Source organism: Mesorhizobium sp. M0408 (assembly GCF_040321495.1).
Lineage (GTDB): Bacteria > Pseudomonadota > Alphaproteobacteria > Rhizobiales > Rhizobiaceae > Mesorhizobium.
Map to the genome: position 1 here is coordinate 82,984 of NZ_JAMYRO010000009.1, position 21,436 is coordinate 104,419.

Here is a 21,436-nt window from a genome sequence, read left to right on the forward strand (position 1 = left end):
CAGCCCATATTCCTAGATGTGGAGCTTTGAGCGTGAAACTCGCGCGTGTGGTCCTGCTTGCCGCGGCTTTCGTGGCTGTTGCGGCCGTTTGTCCCTCTTCCGCAACCGGAGAGGCGGACGGCCGGGAGAAAATTGTGTTGCGCGTCGAGATAGACGGCGCCATCGGTCCGGCGAGTGCCAGGCAGCTCGAGGAAGCGCTGGCGGTGGCCGCGGACCGAAACGCCCAGGCTCTCATCCTGCAGATGGACACGCCCGGCGGGCTGGTCACCAGCATGCGCGAGATGATCGCCGGCATTCTCGCCTCGCCGGTTCCCGTCATCGGCTATGTCGCGCCCGCCGGCGGGCACGCGGCGAGCGCCGGAACCTACATCCTCTACGCCACCCATCTGGCGGCGATGGCGCCCGGCACCAATCTGGGCGCGGCAACGCCGATCGAGATGGGCGGGCCGCTGCCATCGTTTCCCGGCGGCAAGAACGATGGCCCCGAGGCGGACAAGTACAAGAAGAACGCACCCGCGGGCGATGCGATGATCGCCAAGGCGACGAACGATGCCGTTGCCCTGATCCGCAGCCTGGCTGAATTGCGCGGGCGCAATGCCGAATGGGGAGAAAAGGCCGTGCGCGAGGCGGCCAGCCTGTCGGCCGGCGCGGCGCTGCAGCAGCATGTCATCGATTTCGTCGCCCGCGACACCACCGAACTGCTTCAACTGGCCGACGGCCGGACCGTCGAGATCGCCGGCAAGAAAGAGGCATTGGCGACGAAAGGGCTGCCGGTCGAAACGCTCGAGCCAGGCTGGCTCATCCAGCTTCTCGCCGTCATCACGGACCCAAACATCGCCGTCATCCTGATGCTGGTCGGCGTCTATGGCCTCGTCTTCGAATTCACGAGCCCGGGCGCGGTCGCGCCCGGCGTGATCGGCACGATTTGCCTTCTGCTCGGCCTCTATGCGCTCAATCTCCTGCCGATCAGCTATGCCGGCCTTGCCTTGATGCTGCTTGGCATCATCTTCCTGGTCGTCGAAGCCTTGAACCCGACTGTGGTCCTTGGGCTGGGAGGCGTGGCTGCGTTTCTGCTGGGCGCAGCCATGCTGCTCAGGATCGAGGGGCCCGGCTTCGAGATGTCGTGGGCCGTTATCGGCACCGCCGCCGTCCTGACGCTCGGCCTGGCGCTGCTGACCGGCAGCTATCTGTGGGCGGCCCGCAAGAACGTTCCGCGTGTTGGCGCACAGGCCATGCAGGGGCTGCCGGCGGAGGTCCTCGACTGGCAGGGCAGCGAGGGCCACGTGCTCGCCCGGGGCGAGCGCTGGCGGGCAAAAGCCGACGAACCGCTTGCAGTGGGCGACAGCGTCGAGGTGGCCGATGTCAGGGATCTTGTGCTGACGATACGGCGCCGCAATGTGAGAAGCGATGGAGCAAGGCAATGATCATCGGTTATGTGGCCTATCTGGCAGCAGCGCTCGTCGTGGTCATGTTCCTATCCGCGGCCATTCGCATCCTGCGGGAATATGAGCGCGGCGTGGTCTTCACGCTCGGCCGCTTCACCGGGGTCAAGGGCCCCGGCCTTATCATCCTCATCCCCTTCGTGCAGCAGATGGTGAAGGTCGACCTGCGAGTGGTGGTCCAGGACGTCCCGCCGCAGGACGTGATCTCGCGCGACAACGTCTCGGTGAAGGTCAACGCGGTGCTGTATTTTCGTATCGTTGACGCCGAGCGGGCGGTGATCCAGGTTGAAGACTTCATGACCGCCACCAACCAGCTGGCACAGACCACGTTGCGCTCGGTGCTCGGCAAGCATGAGCTCGATGAAATGCTGGCCGAACGTGACAAGCTCAACAGCGATATCCAGGAGATTCTCGACCAGCGCACCGATGCCTGGGGCATCAAGGTCTCCGATGTCGAGATCAAGCATGTCGACCTCAACGAGAACATGGTCCGCGCCATCGCCAAGCAGGCCGAGGCGGAACGGCTGCGGCGTGCGAAAGTGATCAATGCCGACGGCGAACAGCAGGCGGCGGCAAAGCTCGTCGAGGCCGGCAAGATGCTGGCCGAAGCACCGCAGGCCATGCAGCTACGCTATTTCGAGGCTCTCCATGACATCGCCGGTGAGCGCTCGTCGACGGTCGTGTTTCCGGTGCCGATGGATCTGCTCGGTCATTTCATTAAGCAGGGTGGTGGAGGCGGAGGCGGCTGAGCGCGTAATCTCCCCCCTCGAGGGGGAGATGGCCGCGAAGCGGCCAGAGGGGGTCGTCTCACATAGATCGCCGACGCCTTCCTCCACGAGAGATGGCGCTGACGCTCCACGCGCCGCGACCCCCTCTGTCGCCTTCGGCGACATCTCCCCCTCGAGGGGGGAGATCAGCACCCTCACCTCCGCCACGGCGGGACCGGCGCAAAGCGTTTGCCGATCCAGTCGGCGAAGGCACGTGTCTTGGCGGCTTGCCCCTTGGCCGAAGGCATGACGACATAGACCGCGCCTTCATCGGCGAGTGTCCAGTCCTCCAGCACTGGCACCAGCCGGCCGTCGGCGAGTTCGCGTCCGACCAGCCAATCCGTGCTCATCATCAGTCCGACGCCTTGCACGGCGGCTTCGACCAGCACCTCGGCGTCGTCGGTGACCAGCGGCCCGGAGACCTCGATACTGACGCGCCGGCCCGAACTGTCGGTCATCTCCCAGGCCGGAAAGGTCTGGAAACCCGAGAAGCCCAGGCAGCTGTGTTCCAGCAGCGCCTCCGGCGCAGTCGGCGTGCCCAGGCGGGCGAGGTAGGACGGCGCGGCGCACAGCAGCCGCCGCCGTGTCGCGACCTTGCGCGCCACCAGCCGCGAATCCTCCAGTGCGCCGAGACGGACGGCGACATCGAAATTCTCGGCGACGAGATCGACGAAGCGGTTGGAGAACTCGGCCTCGATACGAACGTCGGGAAATTCGGCGAGAAACTGGGGCAGCAGCGGGCCGATCCACATGCGCCCGAACGAGCCGGGCAGCGCCAGCCGCAGCACGCCGCGCGGCCCGCCGCCGGCATGCGCCGACGCGACAGCCTCGGCCTCGTCGACCGCAGCCAGGATGGTGCGGACGCGGACGAGAAATTCCGAACCCGCCTCGGTCAGCGACACGCTTCGTGTCGTCCGGTGCAGCAGGCGCACGCCCAACCGCTCTTCCAGCGAGGCAAGGCGCCGCGACAGGATCGTCGCGTCGCGGCCGATGCGAGCAGCCGCCTTGGTGAAGGAGCGTGCTTCGGCGATTGCCGCGAAGGCGGCCATTTCGACCAATGCTGCCGGTTCGTGCGATTGCTGCATCAGGCGCAGAGCTCAAATGTAAAAGCCAAGGATTATATACCAATAGCGCAGCAGCTAGTTTCACTCAATCCCGGCCCGTCAATCGGCCATCAACCGGAGTGAGACATGAAAGCGATCGAACTGACTGCCCCGAGACTGGACGCGTTTCGCGCGGCCACCGTTCCCACGCCTGAACCGCAGCGCGGCGAAGTGCTGATCCGCCTGCGCGCCGCAAGCCTCAATTTTGTCGATGTCGCGATAGCGAGCGGCAACTATCCAGGTCCGAGCTTTCCGCTCATTCCCGTCGTCGACGGCGCCGGCGAGATCGTCGGCATCGGCGAGGGCGTGTCGAGGCTCGCCATCAACGACCGCGTCATCGCCCATGCAAAACCGCGCTGGATCGGCGGCCGTCCGCGGCCTTATGAGACCAGAGAGATGCGCGGGCTGACGCTGCCCGGCTCGCTCGCCGAATACGTCGCGCTGCCGTCCAATGCCGTTGTGCCGATGCCGGCGCATCTGTCCTTCGAAGCGGCAGCGACGCTGCCGATCGCCGGCACCACCGCGTGGAATGCGCTTCGCGCCGCCGATGCCGGGCCGGGGTCGGTCGTCGTCCTGCTCGGTACCGGCGGTGTCTCGATCCTGACCCTGCAGCTGGCCAAGGCAGCCGGCGCCACGGTCATCATCACCTCGTCGTCGGACGAAAAGCTGGCCCGCGCCAAGGCTTTGGGTGCTGATCACCTCATCAACTACCGCGAAACAACGGACTGGGACGCCAAGGTGCTCGAATTGACCGACGGGCTCGGCGCCGATCTGATCGTCGAAACCGGCGGCTCGGCCACCTTCGCCCGCTCCATCAATGCCGCGGCGCCCGGCGGCACGGTGTTCGCCATCGGCTTCGTCACCGGCGCCGAGGCCACCACGAACCTGCTGCCGATCATCATCAAGGCACTCAAGGTTGTGGGCAACAACACCGGTTCGGTATCCGACCTGCGCGACGCGGCGCGCGCCATCGGCGCCGCCCGTATCGATCCGGTCATCGACACGGTCTACGGCCAGCACCAGGCGACCGAGGCCTACGCCCATATGGCGGCCGGCGGCCGGCATTTCGGCAAGCTCGCGTTCAGTCTGTCGTGGTGAGCCTGAAAAAGGAGCGGCGTTGAAGCTGCCGATCTCCCCCTCGTGGGGGAGATGTCCGGCAGGACAGAGGGGGCGCTCTCCCTCCAGCCTATCAGGCAATAGCAGTTCGCGCACCCACGTGAGGTTCTCAGCTCATCAAGTTGAACTGAACGCCGGCGATCCTTCACGCCCCCCTCTGCCCTGCCGGGCATCTCCCCCACGAGAGGGGATTGGCAGTTCTACCGCCTCCGCCTAAATCAGCTTCTCCAGCGTGATCGGCAGATCCCGCACCCGTTTCCCGGTGGCGTGGAATACCGCGTTGGCGATCGCCGGCGCCACGCCGACGATGCCCAGCTCGCCGACCCCCTTGCCGCCCAGCACCGAGGAATGCGGATCGGGAATACCGACCGAGATCACCTCGATGTCGGGAATGTCTGCATTGGTGGCGATGAGATAGTCGGCGAGGTTGTTGTTGACGATGCGGCCGTGGCGGCGATCGACGATGCCTTCCTCGAGCAGCGCCTGGCCGATGCCCATGATGATGCCGCCCTTCCACTGGCTTTCGGCGAGCTTGGGGTTGTAGAGCCGGCCCGAATCCAGCGCCGACACCACACGCGACACACGAACCGTGCCAAAGTCCTCGTCGACGCGCACTTCGATGAAATGCGCGCACCAGCTGTGGCGGGAATGGTCGCCCTCGGTGTGTGGCAGCGCCATGGCTATGGTGGTGTAGTTCTTGTAGCGGTCCTCGACCGTCGAATTGGCCGGCATGGTGTCGCCCTTCGCCTCGATATGCTCGCGCCCGACGCTGCTGAGCAGTTCGGCGATGGAAACTTCAGGGCCGTTGCCGCGCGGTGAAGCGATGCGGCCATTGGCGACGACGAGCGTGTTGGCCTGCAGTGCATGGAACGGCGAAGCCGGATCGCTGATGGCGAGCCCGATCAGTTGGTCGAGCGCGGCACTCGCCGCCTTGTGGACGGCGCCGGTCATCACCCCGGCCAGCCGCGAACCGCCGGTGACGCCGGCACGGGCATAGCGGGAATCGCCAAGCTTGACGACGACGTTTTCCGCCGGCACGCCCACCACCTCGGCGGCGGTCTGCGCCAGGATCGTGTAGGTGCCCTGCCCCATGTCGATCGATGAGCTTTCGACCTCGACCGAGCCGTCGGCGAGAATGCGCACGACCGCCTCGCCATAGGCGCGCCGCACCGGGTAGGTGCCTGCCGCGACACCCCAGCCGATCAGCTGGTTGCCGTCGCGCATCGAACGCGGCCGGGGGTTCCGCTTCGACCAGCCAAAGGCTTCGGCGCCGGCCGCGAAGGCCTCACGCAGCTGCCGTGTCGACCACGGTTTCTTCGCATGCGGATCCTGCTCGGCATAGTTCCTGAGCCGGATTTCCAGCGGATCGATACCGACCTCATAGGCGAGCTCGTCGATGGCGCTTTCGATGCCGAAGGCGCTCGGGTTCTCGCCCGGCGCGCGCAATGCCCCCGGCACCACCGTGTTGACCCGCACGACGTTCTGCCGCGACGAGAAATTCGGCGTCGCGTACATGACCGAGGTGACCGAGCCGAGCGGCTCGACCCACATGCCGTCGACCGAGGTCTCGTTGACGCCGCGATGCACGATCGACTGGATCTGGCCCTCCGCGTTGGCGCCGAGCGCCACGGTCTGGCGCGTCGCCGCCCGTCCGCCATAGGCGGTGAAGGTCTGCGGCCTGGTGACCGCCAGCTTCACCGGCCGTCCCAGCATTTTCGCGGCGACTGCCGCTACAGCGCCGTAGCCATAGGCAAACGCCTTGGAGCCGAAGCCGCCACCAATATAGGGCGAGACCAGTCGTACATTCTCGAACGGCACGCCGAACCATTCGGCATAGGTCCGCGCCATGCCGTCGAGCCATTGGCTCGGCTCCCAGACCGTCAGCTGGTCGCCCTGCCACTTTGCGATCAGGCCATGCGGCTCCATCGGCGCCTGGTATTCGCGCGGCGTGTTGTAGCCGTTGCAGATCCTGACCGGAGCCGAGGCGAACGCTGTCTCCGCCTCGCCCCATTCCTTGGTCATCGCATCGACGGGGATGCCGTCGCCGGCCTTTGGATCGCTGAGGTCGACGATCGCCGGCGCCTCGTCATAGGCAATCTTGACCAGCGCTGCGGCCGCGACCGCCTGCTCGAAACTCTCGGCCACCACCGCCGCGACATGCTGGCCGCTGAAGGTGATGTCGCGCGCCAGCGGGCAATAGGCGACGTCCGGCGGCGGCGTACCCAGCCAGTCCGTTGCGGTTCTCAGCGGCAGGATATTGTCGGGCGTCAGCACCAGCAGCACGCCGGGCGACGCCTTGGCCGCGGCCGTGTCGATCGAACGCACCCGGCCGGCGGCAATGGTGCTCTCGACCAGCACCGCATGGGTAAGCCCCTCGAGCTGCTGCTCGACGGCGTATTTGGCGGCACCGGTGATCTTGGCCGGGCCGTCGACGCGCGACAGCCGGCCGCCGACCTGATCGGCGAGGACGGCACCGTCCGAAGCGTCGCCGCGTTTGGCATCGCCGGGTCTTGTTCTCAACTCGTGAACGGTCATGCCGTTTCTCCCATTTTGAGGATGGCGCGGGCGACGACGCGCGGCGCCAGTTCGATCTTGTAATGGTTGGCGCCATGGTCGACAGCGCCCTCGACGGCGAGCAGGCTGGCTTGCCTGACGACCTTCGGCTCGAGCACTTTGCCTTTCAGCGCCTCTTCGACGGCAAGGGCGCGCCATGGCTTGGTGGCGACGCCGCCAAGCGCGACGCGCAGATCGCGAATTGTCCTTCCGTCGGCCTCGAATTCAATGCCGACCGCAGCACTTGCCGCGGCGAATTCATAGGACTGGCGGTCGCGGACCTTGAGATAGGTCGAGCGGCGGGCGGCGGCCGAAGCGGGAATGCTGATCGCGGTGATCATCTCGCCGGGCTCGATCGCATGTTCCCTTTCGGGCGTGCTGCCAGGCAACAGGAAAAAATCATCGACGGCGACCTGACGGTCGCCGAGATGAACGATCGCGTCGAAGGCGACGAGTGCAACCGCCAGGTCGCCGGGATAGGTGGCGATGCAGGCCTCGCTGGTGCCGAGCACGGCATGGCCGCGGGTGATGCCGCCGATCGCCGAGCAGCCGCTGCCGGGCGAGCGCTTGTTGCAAGCGGGGAAATTCGCCGGATCGCGGAAATAGGGGCAGCGTGTACGCTGCATCAGATTGCCGCCGATCGTCGCCATGTTGCGCAGCTGCGCCGATGCCGCCTGCCACAGCGCCTCCGAAACGGCAGGGAACCGGCTCTTGATATCGGCATGGTCGGCGACGCGGCTCATCCTGGCCAGCGCGCCGATCGTGGCGCCCCGGTCATCAACGGCAATCGTGTCCAGTCCCTTGAGATGGGTGATGTCGACCACGGTCTCGGGTTCGGCAACGCCGCATTTCGCGAGATCGACAAGCGTCGTGCCGCCGGCCAAAAGCATGGCGCCGGGAAGTGCTGCTGCCTCACGGGCTGCATCGACGGAGCTGGCGCGGAGATACGAAAAATCCCTCATGACGCGGCCTCCACGGCCGCCTGGCGCACGGCGGCGACGATATGCGGATAGGCGCCGCAGCGGCAGAGATTGCCGGCCATGTATTCGCGGATCTCCTCATCCGAGCCGGCATGGCCTTCGCGAATGCAGGCGACCGCCGACATGATCTGGCCCGGCGTGCAATAGCCGCACTGGAAGGCATCCTGTTCGAGGAAGGCGGCCTGCACCGCATGCAGCGTGCCATCCTCCCCGGCAAGCCCTTCGATGGTGGTGATGTCCCTGCTTTCAGCCTGAGTGGCAAGCGTCAGGCAGGCCAGCACGCGCTGGCCGTCGATATGAACGGTGCAGGCGCCGCACTGGCCCTGGTCGCAGCCCTTCTTGGTGCCGGTCAGCCCGAGATGGTCGCGCAAGGCGTCGAGCAGGGTAACGCGCGGTTCGACCTCCAGCTCATGTCGATGTCCGTTGATTCGAAGTTGGATTGGAGTTCGGGTTTTGCTTGTCATGGGGCGTCTGGCTCCAGTTGCTTGACGCGGGAGGGGATGATCTGGTGCCCGGCCGGCGAGCGGCAAGATCAGCTTATGGCTAGGTGAGCTAATCTCCCCCCTTGCGGGGGAGATGCCCGGCAGGGCAGAGGGGGTCGGTTCGACTTGGCGCGACCTCGGGGAGGGCTGCGGCTTGCGAGGTCGAAAGACGTGACATACCCGATCCCGTGATTACATGAGAAAGGCGCTCCACAATCGGAGGCGCCTCCGCTTATTACCTAAGGGCCTGCTCCGCCGTGTTCAAGCCCAGGATCGAAAATGATCAAAATTGGAGAAAATTGGCAGGGCAGCCAGCCGTCATGCCTGGAGACAAAAAAGCACCACCGGCCCAAGCCGGTGGTGCTCTCTGAACTGTCTGTAGGGGCAGGACAGTCCAATGATCCTGAGGGGATCGTGCTCAACGTGGGCTCATTTTTGCCCCACGGCATCGGCCGAACAGATGAGGAGTGCCGGCCGCGAGGAAATATCCTCCGTCGTCATCCACCGGCCGTGCACCGGAGGCGGGCAAGATGCCTCGCCTGCCGGAACGCCGGCCCAGACTCGATCCTGTGATTATATTTACTTGCGATTATATTTGTCGGAGACGTAACGAAGGTGGAAGCGTCTGCGTTCTTGAAACGGGGCCTGCCTATCCGGGTATGCTTCGGATCAGCACTGGAGAAAAAATTGGCCGCGGAGCCGCCCGTCATTTCTGGAGACAAAACCGAAGCCGCCGTTGCAAAACCGCTGCGCGCCGACGCGCAGCGCAACCGCGATGCGCTGGTCGAGGTCGCGGCAAAAGCCTTTGCCGCGCAAGGCGTCGATGCCTCGCTGGAGGAGATTGCGCGCCAGGCCGGCGTCGGCATCGGCACGCTCTACCGGCATTTCCCAACCCGCGAGCACCTGGTCGAGGTGGTTTATCGGCGCGAAGTGGAAGGACTGTGCCAGGCGGCCGACGAACTCGCCCGCGATCATGCGCCCGACTTGGCGCTCGAACAATGGATGCAGCGCTTCGTCGACTACATCGCCACCAAGCGCGGGCTGTCGACAAGCCTGCGCATCCTGCTCACGACCAACTCAACCCTGTTCTCCGACGTTTCGGGCAGGGTGACGCTCGCCTTGCGGCGGCTGATCGATGCCGCGGTCGCCGACGGCTCGATCCGCGGCGATGTCGATGCCTCCGACGTGCTGCATGCGCTGGGCGGCATCTATTCGGCCCCGGACACCAAGGACTGGCGCGACCGCTCGCGCCGATTGGTGTCGCTGCTGATGGATGGGCTGCGGTTTGGAGCGGCCAAATCCGACCCATCCAAGGAATAACGAATGCAGTGACTGTCCTTATTTCAGCGAGATGCTCATACCGCTGAGATCGGCATTGACTTGCAGGCCTACCTGCCTGCCCGTGAGTTCGAGTTGGGCGCCCTTGTCATTGGTCATGACGATCACCTGGGCTCCTTTGCCGAGCGCGCCGCCACCGCCCGCTGCACCGTACACCCCCGTCACATCCCGGGCGCGGCGTATGTGGCGCACGGTACCTTTGAAATAGGTCTTGGAGGCGCCGAAGGCGAGGCCGCCCGAGATGCCGCCGACCGAGATGGGATATCGGCGACCATGGAAGGTCAGTGTGCCCTCGCCTCCGGAGCCGCCGATGAAAAAGGCCGCCTTGTAGACGGCGAAGCGGATCGTACCGCTGTCGGCATGCGCGACGCTGGCAAAGCTAACTGCCGCCGCAGCGATGACGGCAACTGCGACTGAACGAAATCTGGACGAAATCTTCATGATGAGAACTCCTCAAGATCGCCGCATGCCCAGCCGGCCGGGCACGTCGGCGTCGTATCAAAGTCATAGCTGAACAGTCTCGCCCGTCATTGGTTCCAAGCACGCGGCCTGAATCCGGCTGCGAGAAGACCGCCACGAAACGAGGCGGATGGCGAGCGTAGTCCTGGCTGTAAGAACAGTGGCCGAATGGTGGGGATGATCGTAGGTGTTGAGGTGGAATGGTATTAGTCTGCGCTGTCTGGGGTTTCGGGAGCGCGGCAAAGGAATGGACTTCAACTCACGCCATGGCTACCTGCTGATCGGCGGCCTGATCCTGGTCGGCGCCGGGCTCCTGGTCGTTTCGCTGATCGTCAATCTTCGCGTGGCGCACAGTGTGCGTGACGACGTACGCCATCGTGAAAAGCTGCTGGAATATTATCGCAATATCTTTTCGCAGCTGGGCGTGATCCTGATCGGGATTGGCGTGTCCCTGTTCATCTTCTTTTTCCAGCAGAACTATCAGGACCAGCGCAAACGCGAAACGGAGCTCCAGCAGGTTCTCGCCAAACTGGCGGCGCGTGTTGCCCGCGACAGCGCTGTCGTGGAGGCCCTCGGCGAATTCGATGAGCTGCTGGATGATGGCGGCGCCTATGTCAGTCCGGAACTCGGTGGAAACAATGCCGCCGTCAGCGCCCACGGAACGGCGCTCGCCAAGCAGGTTTCGCAGATCCTTCTGGTCGAGCGCGACGTCGATGTTCAGGGGTTCGATATCCTGAATCTGTCGCGCGATTTCGAAGCATCGTTCGTCGTCAACGAGCTCAACCCAATGCTTTGGTTCAACATCGTCCGGGACGAGAGCGACATCAAATATGCCACTACCCAGATCGCCCTGGATTACAAGGACCTGCAGGATGCGATCGGCGGCGAGCCGATCGAGGTTGCGATTGCCAATCCCGAAAAGGAGCGGAAGATCAAGCAGGAGGTGCTCGACGTCTTTTATGATGCCGATCTGCTGCGCCAGCGCAGCAGGCGGTTTCTTGGCCGCGCGTGCTGGCTTTTCAGCAAGGGGCGCGACTTCGTCAAGCTTGCACCGGCCAATGAGATCGAACCCGATGCCAGATCGCACCAGGAATGGCTCGACCGGTCGAAACCCTTCCTGACGCAGTTGAAGTCGGGAAGCGACAATTGCTTCAAATTGCTTCAGTTCGGCCCGGCATAGGCTCCCTCACCGCCGGTGGCTAATCCCCCACGCGCTGCAGCGTACCGAGATGATTGTCGTTGAGAAAATCAACGGTCATGGCCGACGCCTTGCCGTCGGGGCCGAGGGCAAAGCTGACAGCCGAAGGCCTGTCCGGCATCTCGGCATCGGGGAAGGTCACGAAGAGGTCGCGGTTGAAATGCTTCAGTGGATAAGACCGCGCACCGGCAGGCCCGACCTTAAGGACAAGAGCGTCTCCTTCGCCCGACACAATAGCTTCGCCGAAGAAGTCGTTGAAGTAACGGCCTGCATAGGCACTGGCCGGCTCGGCCGGACTTGCTGGAGAAGGCGGCGCGGCATAGGTGGCCTTGGCCGCCGCAATCACCGGGCCGAACATGCTCGCATAGATATCATTCCATGCCTTTATCTTATCCTTGCCCAGCGTTCCGTCGAAGACGAGATCGGCGAAGCTGTCGGACAGCCCGTCCGGCACGCCTGTCGGAAAGGCGTTGGCGATGACGACGATGCCAAGCTTCTCCTCGGGGAAGAGCATCACCAGACTGCGTGCGCCGGTGCTGAAGGCGCCCGCATGACCCCAGATCAGCCCGTGCCGGCCGAATTCGATATTCCAGCCGAGGCCGTAGAAGGCCTCGCCTCCGGAGACGGGGTTCTTGCCGCGAACCATCAAGGGAATATGTGTCTGTTCCAGCGCATCGGCGGCAATGAGTCTCTTGCCGGCATAGACCCCGTTGCCGAGCACAAGGCGCATCCATTGCGAGAGGTCGCGTGCGGTGGAGCTGACGCCGCCTGCTGGCGCCTGCGCATCCGGATAGCGCTGGACCTTCGCGGTCCAGGCGCCATCGATTTTGGCGTGGAGCTCGGCGCGGTTGGCGTGCTTGATGAAGTCCGAATGACGGGAGCTGGTCGAGGCCATTCCAAGCGGACGGTAGAGCTTCTCTTCGGCGACCTCTTCCCACGATTTGCCCGTCGGCTTCGCGGCCGCGACGGCACCCTCGGTCAGTCCGAAATTGCTGTAGGAATAGCCCGCACGAAAGCTCGATGACGGCGACACGAACCGCAGCCGGCGCAGGATCTCCGCGCGGTCATAGCCGATGTCCTCGAGGTCGTCGCCGGCGGTGCCGGGAAGCCCGCTGCGGTGCGCAAACAGGTCGCGGACCGTGAGTTCGCTGGTCGGATAGGGCTGGGCGAGCCGGAAAGCCGGATCGAGGTCGGCGATCTTCGAATCCCACGAAGCGATCCCCCCGCTGACCAGCGCCGCCACGACCGTGGCGGAGACAGGCTTGGAGAGCGAGGCGATCTGGAACACCGTGTCGGCGTCGACGGCCTCCGGCTTGCCGGCCTCGCGATGCCCAAAACCCTTGAGGAAGATCACCTCGTCGCCGTGCACGACACCGATGGCGAGACCAGGTACGCTACCATCCGCGACGACGCCTTCGGCCAGTAATTCGAGCTTCGCAATGGCCGCGGCGATCCTGTCGGGTGGAATGGTATCGGCCGACGCCGCCTTCGGCAAAAGCACCATGATTGCGATGAAGGCCAACATCCTCCACCGGAGGTGATTCCGGTTTGTGAACAGCCGCATGCTCAGCCCCTCCGCTTCACCGGCGTGCACTATCGCAGGCCGACGCAGGGAAGGCCAGCCTCACGCTCGACCCGCCATCCATTGACGGATGTCCGCTTCACACCAGTCGAAATTCAGACAGCCGCGCCTGAGCTAGGATGCGGCACGCATGCGGAGGCGCCGTCTGCTGGCGCGGGCCTTCTCCGCCACCGCGGCGGTGATCTCGACCACGCCGTCTTCACGCGGTCTGGCGTTGGTGACCTTGTGGAGCCGCTCGTAGGGCAACAGTTCCTTGACCCGGGCTTGAAGCGACGCGACTTCGGCTCGCAGATCCTCGCATTCCTGCCTCTGGACGTCGAACTGTATCTGTTCGGAAGCCTGCTGCAGGGAAAGCTGCGAAAAATTCGCGCTGACCGCGGAAAGATTCATCTTGTCGTTTTCGCTCTCCTTCGTGAGAGCGGACAATTTTTGCTCGACAATTTGCTTTTCGGCCACCGCGTCGCTCGCTTGAGCCTTGAGCCTGGCGATCTCGGTGACGGCTTCGCTGTTGTGGTTGGAGGCGGCTTCCAGTCGCGATCGGAGATCCTCGATTTCAGAACGCAAGCCGGTCATCTCCGCGACACCGCGTGCAAGTTCGGCTTCCCTGTCACCGTCCCTGATGCGGGCCGCTTCCGTCATTTCCGACAGCTTCGTCTGCGCCATATCGAGCGATTTCTGCAGCCGCATTTCCTCTTTCTCGCTCTTGCCAAGCGCGGCCAGCAGTTCCGAAACCTGCGCGGCGTCATTGGCATGGATAGTCGAGAGTTCGTCCAGCCTGTGCCGCGCCTCGGCCTCCCGTTTCACCGCCTTGTCGAGATCGATCGACAGACTGACATGCTTCTCCCGCAGCATATCGTTCTCGCGCGAGCGTCTGTTGGCCTCGACCGCTCTGGCCGAGAGCGTTTTGACAAGCTCGCCGAACTCGGCTTCGCGTTTTGCGCTCGCATTGCCTGCCACGACGAGTTCCAGCCTTGCTGCAGCCAGCGCGCCGCGAAGTGCTTCCTTGTCCTCGACCAGGCTCGCCTCGTGCTGCTGCAGGGCCTCGATAGCGCTGTCGCGCTCGCGCTGCTTTCTGGTCGCTTCGTGGAGCTGTTCGGACAGCACTCTTTGCTGCGCGGTCAGGCCGGTATTTGCCAGCTCCAATTCGTTGGCGCGAAGAATGTCGCCGTGGAGGAGTTTCAGGAATTCGCCTGTCAGATGATGCGAGGTCGCGATCTCCGACAGTTTCGCATTGATCTCCCCCAGATACTCCTGCGTGTCGTGAAAGAGCCCATCGACCGCACTTAAGGCAGCCAGCCGGGTTTGCGTATGGGGGGTCAGCCGCCGTGCGGTCTCGAAGGCGTCCGCATTGGCCTCGAGCTGCGAGCTGTGATCCGTTGCCGGGAGATTCTCATCCGATACAGTCTCATCCGGCACAGTGACGTCGTTCAACGGCGACTGATCGTCCACGTTGAGACATTCGCTAAACGCATCCGCCAAATCGGTTTCGAGCTCCTTGAACGCTCTCTCCACAGTCTCGGCACGCTTGATCAAACCTTTGAAATTCATGACCGAATATCCCTCTCGTGCAGCGCCGTTAAGGAGCGGACTTTCAACACTTGACCCTCGCCTCCCCCGAATGCGGGTTCATCTCCTGACGTGCGCTCTGGCCGACGCACGCTAGGGACAGGCTTGGCCACTGTCCTCGTGTGTTTGAATGACGTGTTCTGCCGCGCTCCATCCCCGAGGCGTTGGCACCGCTCGAAAAATGCCCACTCATTTCACCCGAAACGGATATGAAGCGGCGCAAGCATGAGGATCGCCTGGTGACTGTTGTAAGGATCGGCCGAGCGCCTCGGTGCTCTGCAGCAGCTACAAGTCACACTCGGACGAGGCGCGTTACGGCCGGAAGGCCTGACCTAATAAATGATTGTGTTGAATACGTTTCGCTGATTAGCTGCTGTGCATTGACCAGGGACAAGACCGATAAATGTTGTCCCGGGAGGACCGCGATGCCGGTGCTTGAGGTTTGCCACGTCTCCAAGAATTTCGGGGCTATCCAGGCCCTGACTGACGTCAGCTTCCAGGTGGAGCGAGGCGAAGTCGTTGGTCTGATGGGGGACAACGGGGCCGGCAAGTCGACGATAGTCAAGACTGTGGCCGGGAATTTTCCTCCGAGCGACGGCGAAATTGTAGTCGAGGGCGAGGTGTGCCACTTCCACCAGCCCGTGCAGGCCCGCGCCAAGGGGATCGAAGTTGTTTATCAGGACCTGGCGCTCGCCGATAATCTGACGGCCGCGCAGAACGTCTTTCTGGGGCGCGAGATCAAGAAAGGCTTCTGGCCGATCAGGATTCTTGACAAGCAGGCGATGATCGATCGCTCGGCAGCGCTGTTCAAGGAACTCAAATCGGAAACCCGGCCGCGCGACCTCGTCAGGAAGATGTCGGGTGGGCAGCGCCAGGCGGTCGCCATCGCGCGGACCCGGCTTTCAAATGCTAAGCTGGTGCTGATGGACGAACCAACGGCCGCCATCTCCGTGCGCCAGGTGGCGGAAGTACTCGAACTGATCCGACGCCTCAAAGCACAAGGAGTCGGCGTCATGCTGATCAGTCACCGAATGCCTGACGTGTTCGCCGTGGCAGATCGCATTATCGTCCTCAGGCGGGGCTCGAAAGTTGCCGACAAGCCAGCCGACAAAACATCGCCCGAGGAAATCACTGGACTGATAACGGGGGCCATCCGTGGCGAATAGTGTTCAGGAGTCAGTTGGCGTTCAGGGCTCAGTCGAAGAACATGGCCGGCCGGCCATGTCGGATTTCGTCCCGACCAAGGAAAAAACAGTTCTCCAGCGTGTGATTTCAAGTCAGCCCTTCTGGGTGACGATCGCGCTCATCGCGCTCGTCATGTTGATGACTGCGATGGAGCCGAGCTTCGGCACCTCTGAAAACGTCGCCAATGTGACGCGCAATTTCGCACCTTTCGGCATCATGGCCCTCGGCATGACGATCGTCATCATCACCGGCGGTATCGATCTGTCGGTCGGCTCCGTCATGGGTCTCGTGGTCATCGTCGCCGGCCTGTTCCTCACCTGGCATTATCCCTGGTACGTCGCCTTCGCCATGGGCCTTTTCTCCGGTCTGGCCTGTGGCGCGGTCAACGGATTCTTTGTCGCCTATGTCGGGATGCCGTCCTTTGTGGTCACCCTCGGTATGCTGTCCGTCGCGCGCTCGCTGGCGGTCGTATTCTCGGCCAACCAGATGCTCTACCAGTTCGGGCCCGATGCTCCGATCGTGAAGGCAATCGGTCAGTGGAAATGGCCGCGGCATGGTCCGAACGACTGGGCACCGCATTGGATACCAGAACTGTCGTCACAATTCTGGACCATGGTGATCTTGGCCCTGATTGTCGGCTTCGTATTCAACTTCACAGCCTGGGCCCGGCATCTCTTCGCCATCGGCGGCAATGAGGAGGCGGCACGGCTCACCGGCGTTCCGGTCAACTGGATTAAATTCCAGGCCTATGTCTTCTCGGCTTTCACCGCCGCGCTCGCCTCGCTCCTGCTCCTCGGCTATAACGGCTCGGCCATCAATGCCATGGGCCAAGGCTACGAGCTGCGCGTTATCGCCGCGACAGTCATTGGCGGCGCCAGCCTCATGGGCGGCGCCGGCACGGCCTTCGGTGCGATCATCGGTTCGGCCTTCCTCGAGGTGATCAGGAATGCGCTGCTGATGGCCGGCATCGATTCAAACTGGCAGGGTGCCTTCGTCGGCGCCTTCATCGTTCTTGCGGTTCTTTTGGGCATGCAAACCGGCGGCAAATCGATTCTCGCCGCGTCGCTGGCAGTCTTGATGCCCAAAAAACGCCGCTAGAAACCCGCCGGCGGGAGGCTTGCGGGATCACACCCAGGAGGAGAACGTCACATGAAAAAACATCTGCTGACGGCCGCCGTGGCGCTTGGCGCAATGGTGCTCGCCGTTTCCGGCGCCCAGGCGAAATACACCTTCGCCCTGGTGCCGAAGAACATGAACAATCCTTTCTTCGACCAGGCACGCGACGGCTGCAAGAAGGCCGAAGCCGAATCCAATGGCGCCGTGGAGTGCATGTATATTGGCCCCGGCGAGCATGGCGGCGGCGACGAGCAGGTACAGATCGTACAGGATCTCGTGGCCAAGAAGGTGGACGGCATCGCCGTGTCGCCATCGAACGCCGCGGCGATGGCGGTTGCGCTGCAGGCCGCCAAGGAAGCCGGCATCCCGGTCCTCACCTGGGATTCCGACCTCCTGCCCGAAAACAAGGATCTGCGCGTCGCCTATATCGGCACGCACAATTATGAGATCGGCGAGAACCTCGCCAAGCTTGTCATGCAGATCAAGCCCAAAGGCGGCACGATCTGCATCCAGTCCGGCGGCGCCGCGGCGGCCAACCACAACGAGCGCATGCAGGGCATTCGCGATACACTTTCGGGCACCAAATCGGCGGCCTCGCCCGGAGATCGGCTGACGGGCCAGAACGGCTGGACCGAAATCGAAGGCTGTCCGCTCTACACCAACGATGATTTCCCGCTTTCGGTGCAACAGTTCGAGGATATCATGGCGAAAAACCCGAACCTCGACGCATTCGTCCCAACCGGTGGCTTCCCGCAGTTCATTCCCGATGCCAACCGCGCCGCGGTCGCACCGTACAAGGACAAGATCGCCTCGAAAGCCCTGGCCCTTGTCGTTGCCGACACGCTTCCGGTACAGATCGACCAGATGAAGGAAGGTTTCTCCCTTGGCCAGGTCGGCCAGCGGCCGTTCGAGATGGGCTACAAGACGATGATGGCGCTGAAGGAAATGAAGGAGGGCAAGGCTCCGCCGGCCGACCCGACCTACACGGGCCTCGATGTCTGCACTCCGGAGACAGCCGACACTTGCGTCGCCAAATAGTGCTTTTGGGCGGGAGGAAACTCCCGCCCTTTTCATAGGGGATCTCAATGCCGGAATTGTTCTCGCTCAAGGGCCGTGTCGCATTGGTCACGGGTGCCTCGCGTGGTCTTGGTTTTGCCATGGCCAAGGCACTTGCGGAAAACGGCGCGACGGTGATCGTCAATGCGCGCGACATGGCCGCCCTTTCCGCGGCCGCCGAAAGGATCGGTGCAGAAGCCCTGCCGTTCGATGTCACCGACGCGGCGATCTCAAGGGCGTCGCTCGAAGGAATCGTCGAACGCCACGGCCGCCTCGATATTCTGGTCAACAACGCCGGCATCCAGCATCGGAAACCGCTGGTCGAATGGCAGGACGAGGATTTCAACCATGTGGTTGCCGTCAATCTGTCGGCTTGCTTCCGCATGATGCGCGACGCGGTGCGCCTGATGCTGCCAAACAAGTTCGGGCGCATAATAAACACCGGATCGGTCGCAGCGATCCTTGGCCGTCCCACCATTCACGCCTATGTGGCGGCAAAGGCGGGCCTGCACGGGCTGACACGCTCCACTGCCGCTGAGCTGGGCCGTCACGGCATCACCGTCAACGCGATCGCCCCCGGCTATTTCGCCACCGAGCTCAACACCGCACTTATGCGCGACGAGGCCTTCACCAAATGGGTCGAGGCACGAACCCCCGCGGGCCGCTGGGCCCAGCCTGAGGAGCTCGGCGGAGCCGTGGTGTTTCTCGCCTCCGACGCTGCCGCTTACGTCAACGGGCACGTGCTGGCGGTTGACGGCGGGCTATCGGTTTCCCTGTGATTTCAACCGGCGACACCGTGCCGGCAGGGCGTGCCTGCTAGCCGCCTGAAATGACGACTTGCTGCATGCGCTGCTGGCCCGGTCCCCTGCACGGACGCCGACGCCACACGATTGGATGGCGCGCCGTATTGCAGCCGCCGACTTTCGATTCGCAACGGGTTAGTTCGACGTCCGGCGGCATCGATGCTTGATGCCGCCAATATTTCATTCCACACACCGGTCACAATGAGAGACGACATAAGGGATCAGCGCCGGGTATTCGGGTGGGCCTTGCCTGCCTCCGCGGTCGTGCATTTGCTCGCCGCCGCGCTTCTTTTGTCCGCACTGCCGCTGTCGCCCCCGCAGCCGCAGAAGGAGCAGCCCATCGCAGTGGATATTGTGCCGCCCCCTAAACCGCCGGAAAAAACCAAACCTCCGTCCCCCGCTGAACCGCCCAAGCCGGAAAAGCAGCCGGAAGCCAAGGTCGAGACGCCGACGAGCCGTGAGGTCGCCGCGCAGAGAGCTGTCTTCGAATTCGGTGAGAAGGACGCCGGTCCTCGCAAGTCTCTGGACGGCAACAGTGCGGAGGATGGTTCGGAACAACCGCCAGCGCCGCAAGATCCCAATAAACAGGACCTTGCACAGGCGCCGGACGTGACCGCGGTCGGCGGCAAAGTCTCGGCTCCGCCGCCTGGCGTATCCGCGCCGCCTAAGCCCAAGCCAGCGAACGTCGCCAAGGAGCAAAAACCCTTGAAGCTTCAGCAAGCCAAGACGTTGTTCTCGGAAGCAGCAACCGGTGATCCGATAGCGACAAGCGCAATGGGTAATATACCCCGCCCCGTGCGGATCGGTCAGCTCTGCCTCACGGAATTGCGCGAACAGTTGCGCCGCGCCTCGCCCCCCTATTTTCCCGACCTCTTGCGTTCATTCAGGCTGAAGGAAGGCACTATCATGCAAGTTCCCAGGACCGCCTTCCGTGCCAACGGGCAGTGGTACGATTTGAGCTATCGTTGCGAGGTCGATCCGGACGCGACGAAAGTCATTTCCTTCGCCTTCCGTGTCGGAGATCCGGTGCCGCGCAGCGAATGGAAGCGCCGCGGGTTGCCCGCCGAATAGGTGGTCGAGGCCACGGAGGCTGGCTGGCCGGCGCCATCAAATCCGGCCGGCGATGTCTTCGCGCGCTCCGGGCTGCCGAACCAACACGCGCCAAAAGTGGCTTTCGTCAGCGGCTGCCGAAGTCTAGCATACGGCTTTGGGAGGAGGCTTCGATGACTTCAAGTTTCAACGTTCACCATGCTGCCGGCTATGAGCAGCTCATGGGCCGCTGGAGCCAAAAGCTCGCGCCGCTGTTCATCGGCTTCGCGGGCCTCAAGGACGGCGAAAAGATCCTCGACGTCGGATGCGGCACCGGCAGTCTGACCTTCGCGCTCGTCAAGGCCGCTGACCTCGGTGAGGTCGCGGCGATCGACTTTTCGGCCGTTTTCGTCGAGGAGGCAATCCGGCGCAACACCGATCCGCGGATAAAAATCCGTCAGGCGGATGCCTGCGCCCTGCCCTTTGAGGATGGCGCGTTCGACCGTGCCCTAGCCCTGCTCGTGCTCCATTTCGTGCCGGAAGCCGGCAAGGCAGTCGCCGAGATGCGCCGCGTCGTGCGGCCGGGCGGCGTCGTCGCGGCGACGGTATGGGACCATCTCGGCGGCATGCCGGGGATGCGCATGATGATCGACACGGTGGCGGTGCTCAGTGAAGGCGGACGCCAGCTGCGTGCCCGCTATTGCACGCAGCCGATGATGCAGCCGGGTGAAATGAAACGGACCTTTGTCGAACAGGGTCTCCGCGACGTTACGGAAACCCAGTTGATGATCCGCATGGACTACCAAAATTTCGATGATTACTGGGCGCCGATTGCCGCCGGCGAAGGGCCGCTCGGTAAGTATGTGGCCACGCTCGACCCGGAAGAGCGGGCGCGCACCGACGCCGCCATGCGCGACGCCTATGAGGCCGGCCGGCCCGACGGCCCGAGGTCCTTTGCCAATGTCGCCTGGGCCTGCCGCGGCGTCGTTGCCTGACCTTGGCGCTAATGCATGCCGCGCAAAAAGCGCGTCGCATGAGGCCGATCGAACGCGACGCGCTTTAGCCGATCCCGTAGACCAGCCCGACGCGGCCGTCCGAAAGCTGCTCGACCTTGCGCAGTTCGAGCCCACGACGATTCTTCGCCGTTCCAAACAGCGCCTTTCCGTCACCGGCGAGCAGCGGATAGACGATCAGCCTGAGTTCATCGACCAGCCCGGCATCGATAAGGCTCGCGGTAATTCGGGCGCCGCCCATAAGGTAGATGTCCTTGCCGGGCTGCTGTTTCAGCGCAGCGATATCCTCGAAATTCCGCACGAAGCGCGTCTTTGGCCAGGCCGCCGAAGTCATTGTGTTCGACAGCACATAATGCGGCGTCTGCGCGGCGAAGCGGGCCCATTCGAGCTCGGCCGGCTTCGGCAATTTGCCGGTCATCGGCAGCGGCTTGTCGGGCTCGTTCTGGATGGCGCTCCAGTAGCGCTCGTAGCCGGCATACATGACGCTGCCAAGCAGGCAAGCGTCGATTTGCGGCGTCAGGCCGTATTCGTCCGACCACGCGTCGACCCAATCGGCATAACCCTCGGGCCCCTCCATCTTGCCGTCGATGGAAATCTTCATTCCAGCGATCAATTTGCGCATGACTTCCTCCATCAGGCTTGCGGGAT

At 63.5% G+C, this 21,436-nt stretch carries 19 protein-coding genes; 11 read left to right on the plus strand and 8 right to left on the minus strand.

Annotation, left to right across the window (positions count from 1 at the left end; translation table 11 throughout):
* Positions 1-32: 32 nt before the first annotated feature.
* Together NKI67_RS12935 and NKI67_RS12940 are read left to right on the plus strand one after the other, a co-directional pair.
* Positions 33-1,424: an NfeD family protein gene (locus NKI67_RS12935; RefSeq protein WP_352645487.1), complete on the plus strand. Its 1,392-nt coding sequence runs from the start codon at positions 33-35 to the stop codon at positions 1,422-1,424.
* Complete coding sequence (locus NKI67_RS12940; protein WP_023680344.1) at positions 1,421-2,191, plus strand: slipin family protein; 771 nt, start codon at positions 1,421-1,423, stop codon at positions 2,189-2,191. The genes NKI67_RS12935 and NKI67_RS12940 overlap by 4 nt, the downstream gene beginning before the upstream one ends.
* 173 nt (positions 2,192-2,364) lie before the next feature.
* Here NKI67_RS12940 and NKI67_RS12945 read toward each other — a convergent pair whose 3' ends face one another.
* On the minus strand, positions 2,365-3,294 hold the full coding sequence (locus NKI67_RS12945) for a LysR family transcriptional regulator (RefSeq protein ID WP_352645489.1): 930 nt from the start codon (positions 3,292-3,294) through the stop codon (positions 2,365-2,367).
* A 105-nt stretch (positions 3,295-3,399) separates the two neighbouring features.
* Between NKI67_RS12945 and NKI67_RS12950 the strand changes: the two genes are divergently transcribed.
* Positions 3,400-4,410, plus strand: coding sequence for a zinc-dependent alcohol dehydrogenase family protein (locus tag NKI67_RS12950; RefSeq protein WP_352645491.1), 1,011 nt, complete (start codon positions 3,400-3,402; stop codon positions 4,408-4,410).
* Between the two features lie 231 nt (positions 4,411-4,641).
* Here NKI67_RS12950 and NKI67_RS12955 read toward each other — a convergent pair whose 3' ends face one another.
* The 3 genes from NKI67_RS12955 to NKI67_RS12965 are packed head-to-tail and all read right to left on the minus strand — an operon-like array spanning position 4,642 to position 8,425.
* Positions 4,642-6,963 (minus strand): xanthine dehydrogenase family protein molybdopterin-binding subunit, encoded by a 2,322-nt coding sequence (locus NKI67_RS12955; protein WP_352645493.1) that lies wholly within the window; start codon positions 6,961-6,963, stop codon positions 4,642-4,644.
* Positions 6,960-7,943, minus strand: a complete 984-nt coding sequence (locus tag NKI67_RS12960) for an FAD binding domain-containing protein (RefSeq protein ID WP_352645495.1) — start codon at positions 7,941-7,943, stop codon at positions 6,960-6,962. Before NKI67_RS12960 ends, NKI67_RS12955 begins: the two co-directional genes overlap by 4 nt.
* Positions 7,940-8,425: a (2Fe-2S)-binding protein gene (locus tag NKI67_RS12965; protein ID WP_031211962.1), complete on the minus strand. Its 486-nt coding sequence runs from the start codon at positions 8,423-8,425 to the stop codon at positions 7,940-7,942. The genes NKI67_RS12960 and NKI67_RS12965 overlap by 4 nt, the downstream gene beginning before the upstream one ends.
* A gap of 705 nt (positions 8,426-9,130) precedes the next feature.
* On the opposite strand from NKI67_RS12965, the gene NKI67_RS12970 reads away from it, so the two are divergent.
* Positions 9,131-9,763: a TetR/AcrR family transcriptional regulator gene (locus tag NKI67_RS12970; protein ID WP_352645497.1), complete on the plus strand. Its 633-nt coding sequence runs from the start codon at positions 9,131-9,133 to the stop codon at positions 9,761-9,763.
* A gap of 18 nt (positions 9,764-9,781) precedes the next feature.
* Here NKI67_RS12970 and NKI67_RS12975 read toward each other — a convergent pair whose 3' ends face one another.
* Positions 9,782-10,222, minus strand: coding sequence for a lipid-binding SYLF domain-containing protein (locus NKI67_RS12975; RefSeq protein ID WP_352451439.1), 441 nt, complete (start codon positions 10,220-10,222; stop codon positions 9,782-9,784).
* Positions 10,223-10,487: 265 nt separating this feature from the next.
* On the opposite strand from NKI67_RS12975, the gene NKI67_RS12980 reads away from it, so the two are divergent.
* On the plus strand, positions 10,488-11,420 hold the full coding sequence (locus NKI67_RS12980) for a hypothetical protein (protein ID WP_352645499.1): 933 nt from the start codon (positions 10,488-10,490) through the stop codon (positions 11,418-11,420).
* Positions 11,421-11,439: 19 nt separating this feature from the next.
* Here the strand turns inward: NKI67_RS12980 and NKI67_RS12985 are convergent, their stop codons facing one another.
* Both NKI67_RS12985 and NKI67_RS12990 read right to left on the minus strand, forming a co-directional pair.
* Positions 11,440-13,002: a serine hydrolase gene (locus NKI67_RS12985; RefSeq protein WP_352645501.1), complete on the minus strand. Its 1,563-nt coding sequence runs from the start codon at positions 13,000-13,002 to the stop codon at positions 11,440-11,442.
* A 132-nt stretch (positions 13,003-13,134) separates the two neighbouring features.
* Positions 13,135-14,568, minus strand: coding sequence for a coiled-coil domain-containing protein (locus NKI67_RS12990; RefSeq protein WP_352645503.1), 1,434 nt, complete (start codon positions 14,566-14,568; stop codon positions 13,135-13,137).
* Between the two features lie 443 nt (positions 14,569-15,011).
* On the opposite strand from NKI67_RS12990, the gene NKI67_RS12995 reads away from it, so the two are divergent.
* From NKI67_RS12995 to NKI67_RS13020, 6 genes are all read left to right on the plus strand, one after another.
* Positions 15,012-15,752 (plus strand): ATP-binding cassette domain-containing protein, encoded by a 741-nt coding sequence (locus tag NKI67_RS12995; RefSeq protein WP_352451444.1) that lies wholly within the window; start codon positions 15,012-15,014, stop codon positions 15,750-15,752.
* Positions 15,753-15,807: 55 nt separating this feature from the next.
* A complete protein-coding gene (locus NKI67_RS13000; RefSeq protein ID WP_023677317.1) occupies positions 15,808-16,869 on the plus strand; it encodes an ABC transporter permease in 1,062 nt (353 codons plus the stop codon).
* A 51-nt stretch (positions 16,870-16,920) separates the two neighbouring features.
* On the plus strand, positions 16,921-17,925 hold the full coding sequence (locus tag NKI67_RS13005; RefSeq protein WP_023677316.1) for a sugar-binding protein: 1,005 nt from the start codon (positions 16,921-16,923) through the stop codon (positions 17,923-17,925).
* Positions 17,926-17,972: 47 nt separating this feature from the next.
* On the plus strand, positions 17,973-18,722 hold the full coding sequence (locus NKI67_RS13010) for a glucose 1-dehydrogenase (RefSeq protein WP_352451446.1): 750 nt from the start codon (positions 17,973-17,975) through the stop codon (positions 18,720-18,722).
* Between the two features lie 183 nt (positions 18,723-18,905).
* Complete coding sequence (locus tag NKI67_RS13015) at positions 18,906-19,817, plus strand: DUF930 domain-containing protein (RefSeq protein ID WP_352587114.1); 912 nt, start codon at positions 18,906-18,908, stop codon at positions 19,815-19,817.
* A gap of 152 nt (positions 19,818-19,969) precedes the next feature.
* Positions 19,970-20,770, plus strand: a complete 801-nt coding sequence (locus NKI67_RS13020) for a class I SAM-dependent methyltransferase (RefSeq protein ID WP_023677312.1) — start codon at positions 19,970-19,972, stop codon at positions 20,768-20,770.
* 64 nt (positions 20,771-20,834) lie between these two features.
* Here the strand turns inward: NKI67_RS13020 and NKI67_RS13025 are convergent, their stop codons facing one another.
* Positions 20,835-21,410 (minus strand): dihydrofolate reductase family protein, encoded by a 576-nt coding sequence (locus NKI67_RS13025; RefSeq protein ID WP_031211957.1) that lies wholly within the window; start codon positions 21,408-21,410, stop codon positions 20,835-20,837.
* Positions 21,411-21,436: the final 26 nt, after the last annotated feature.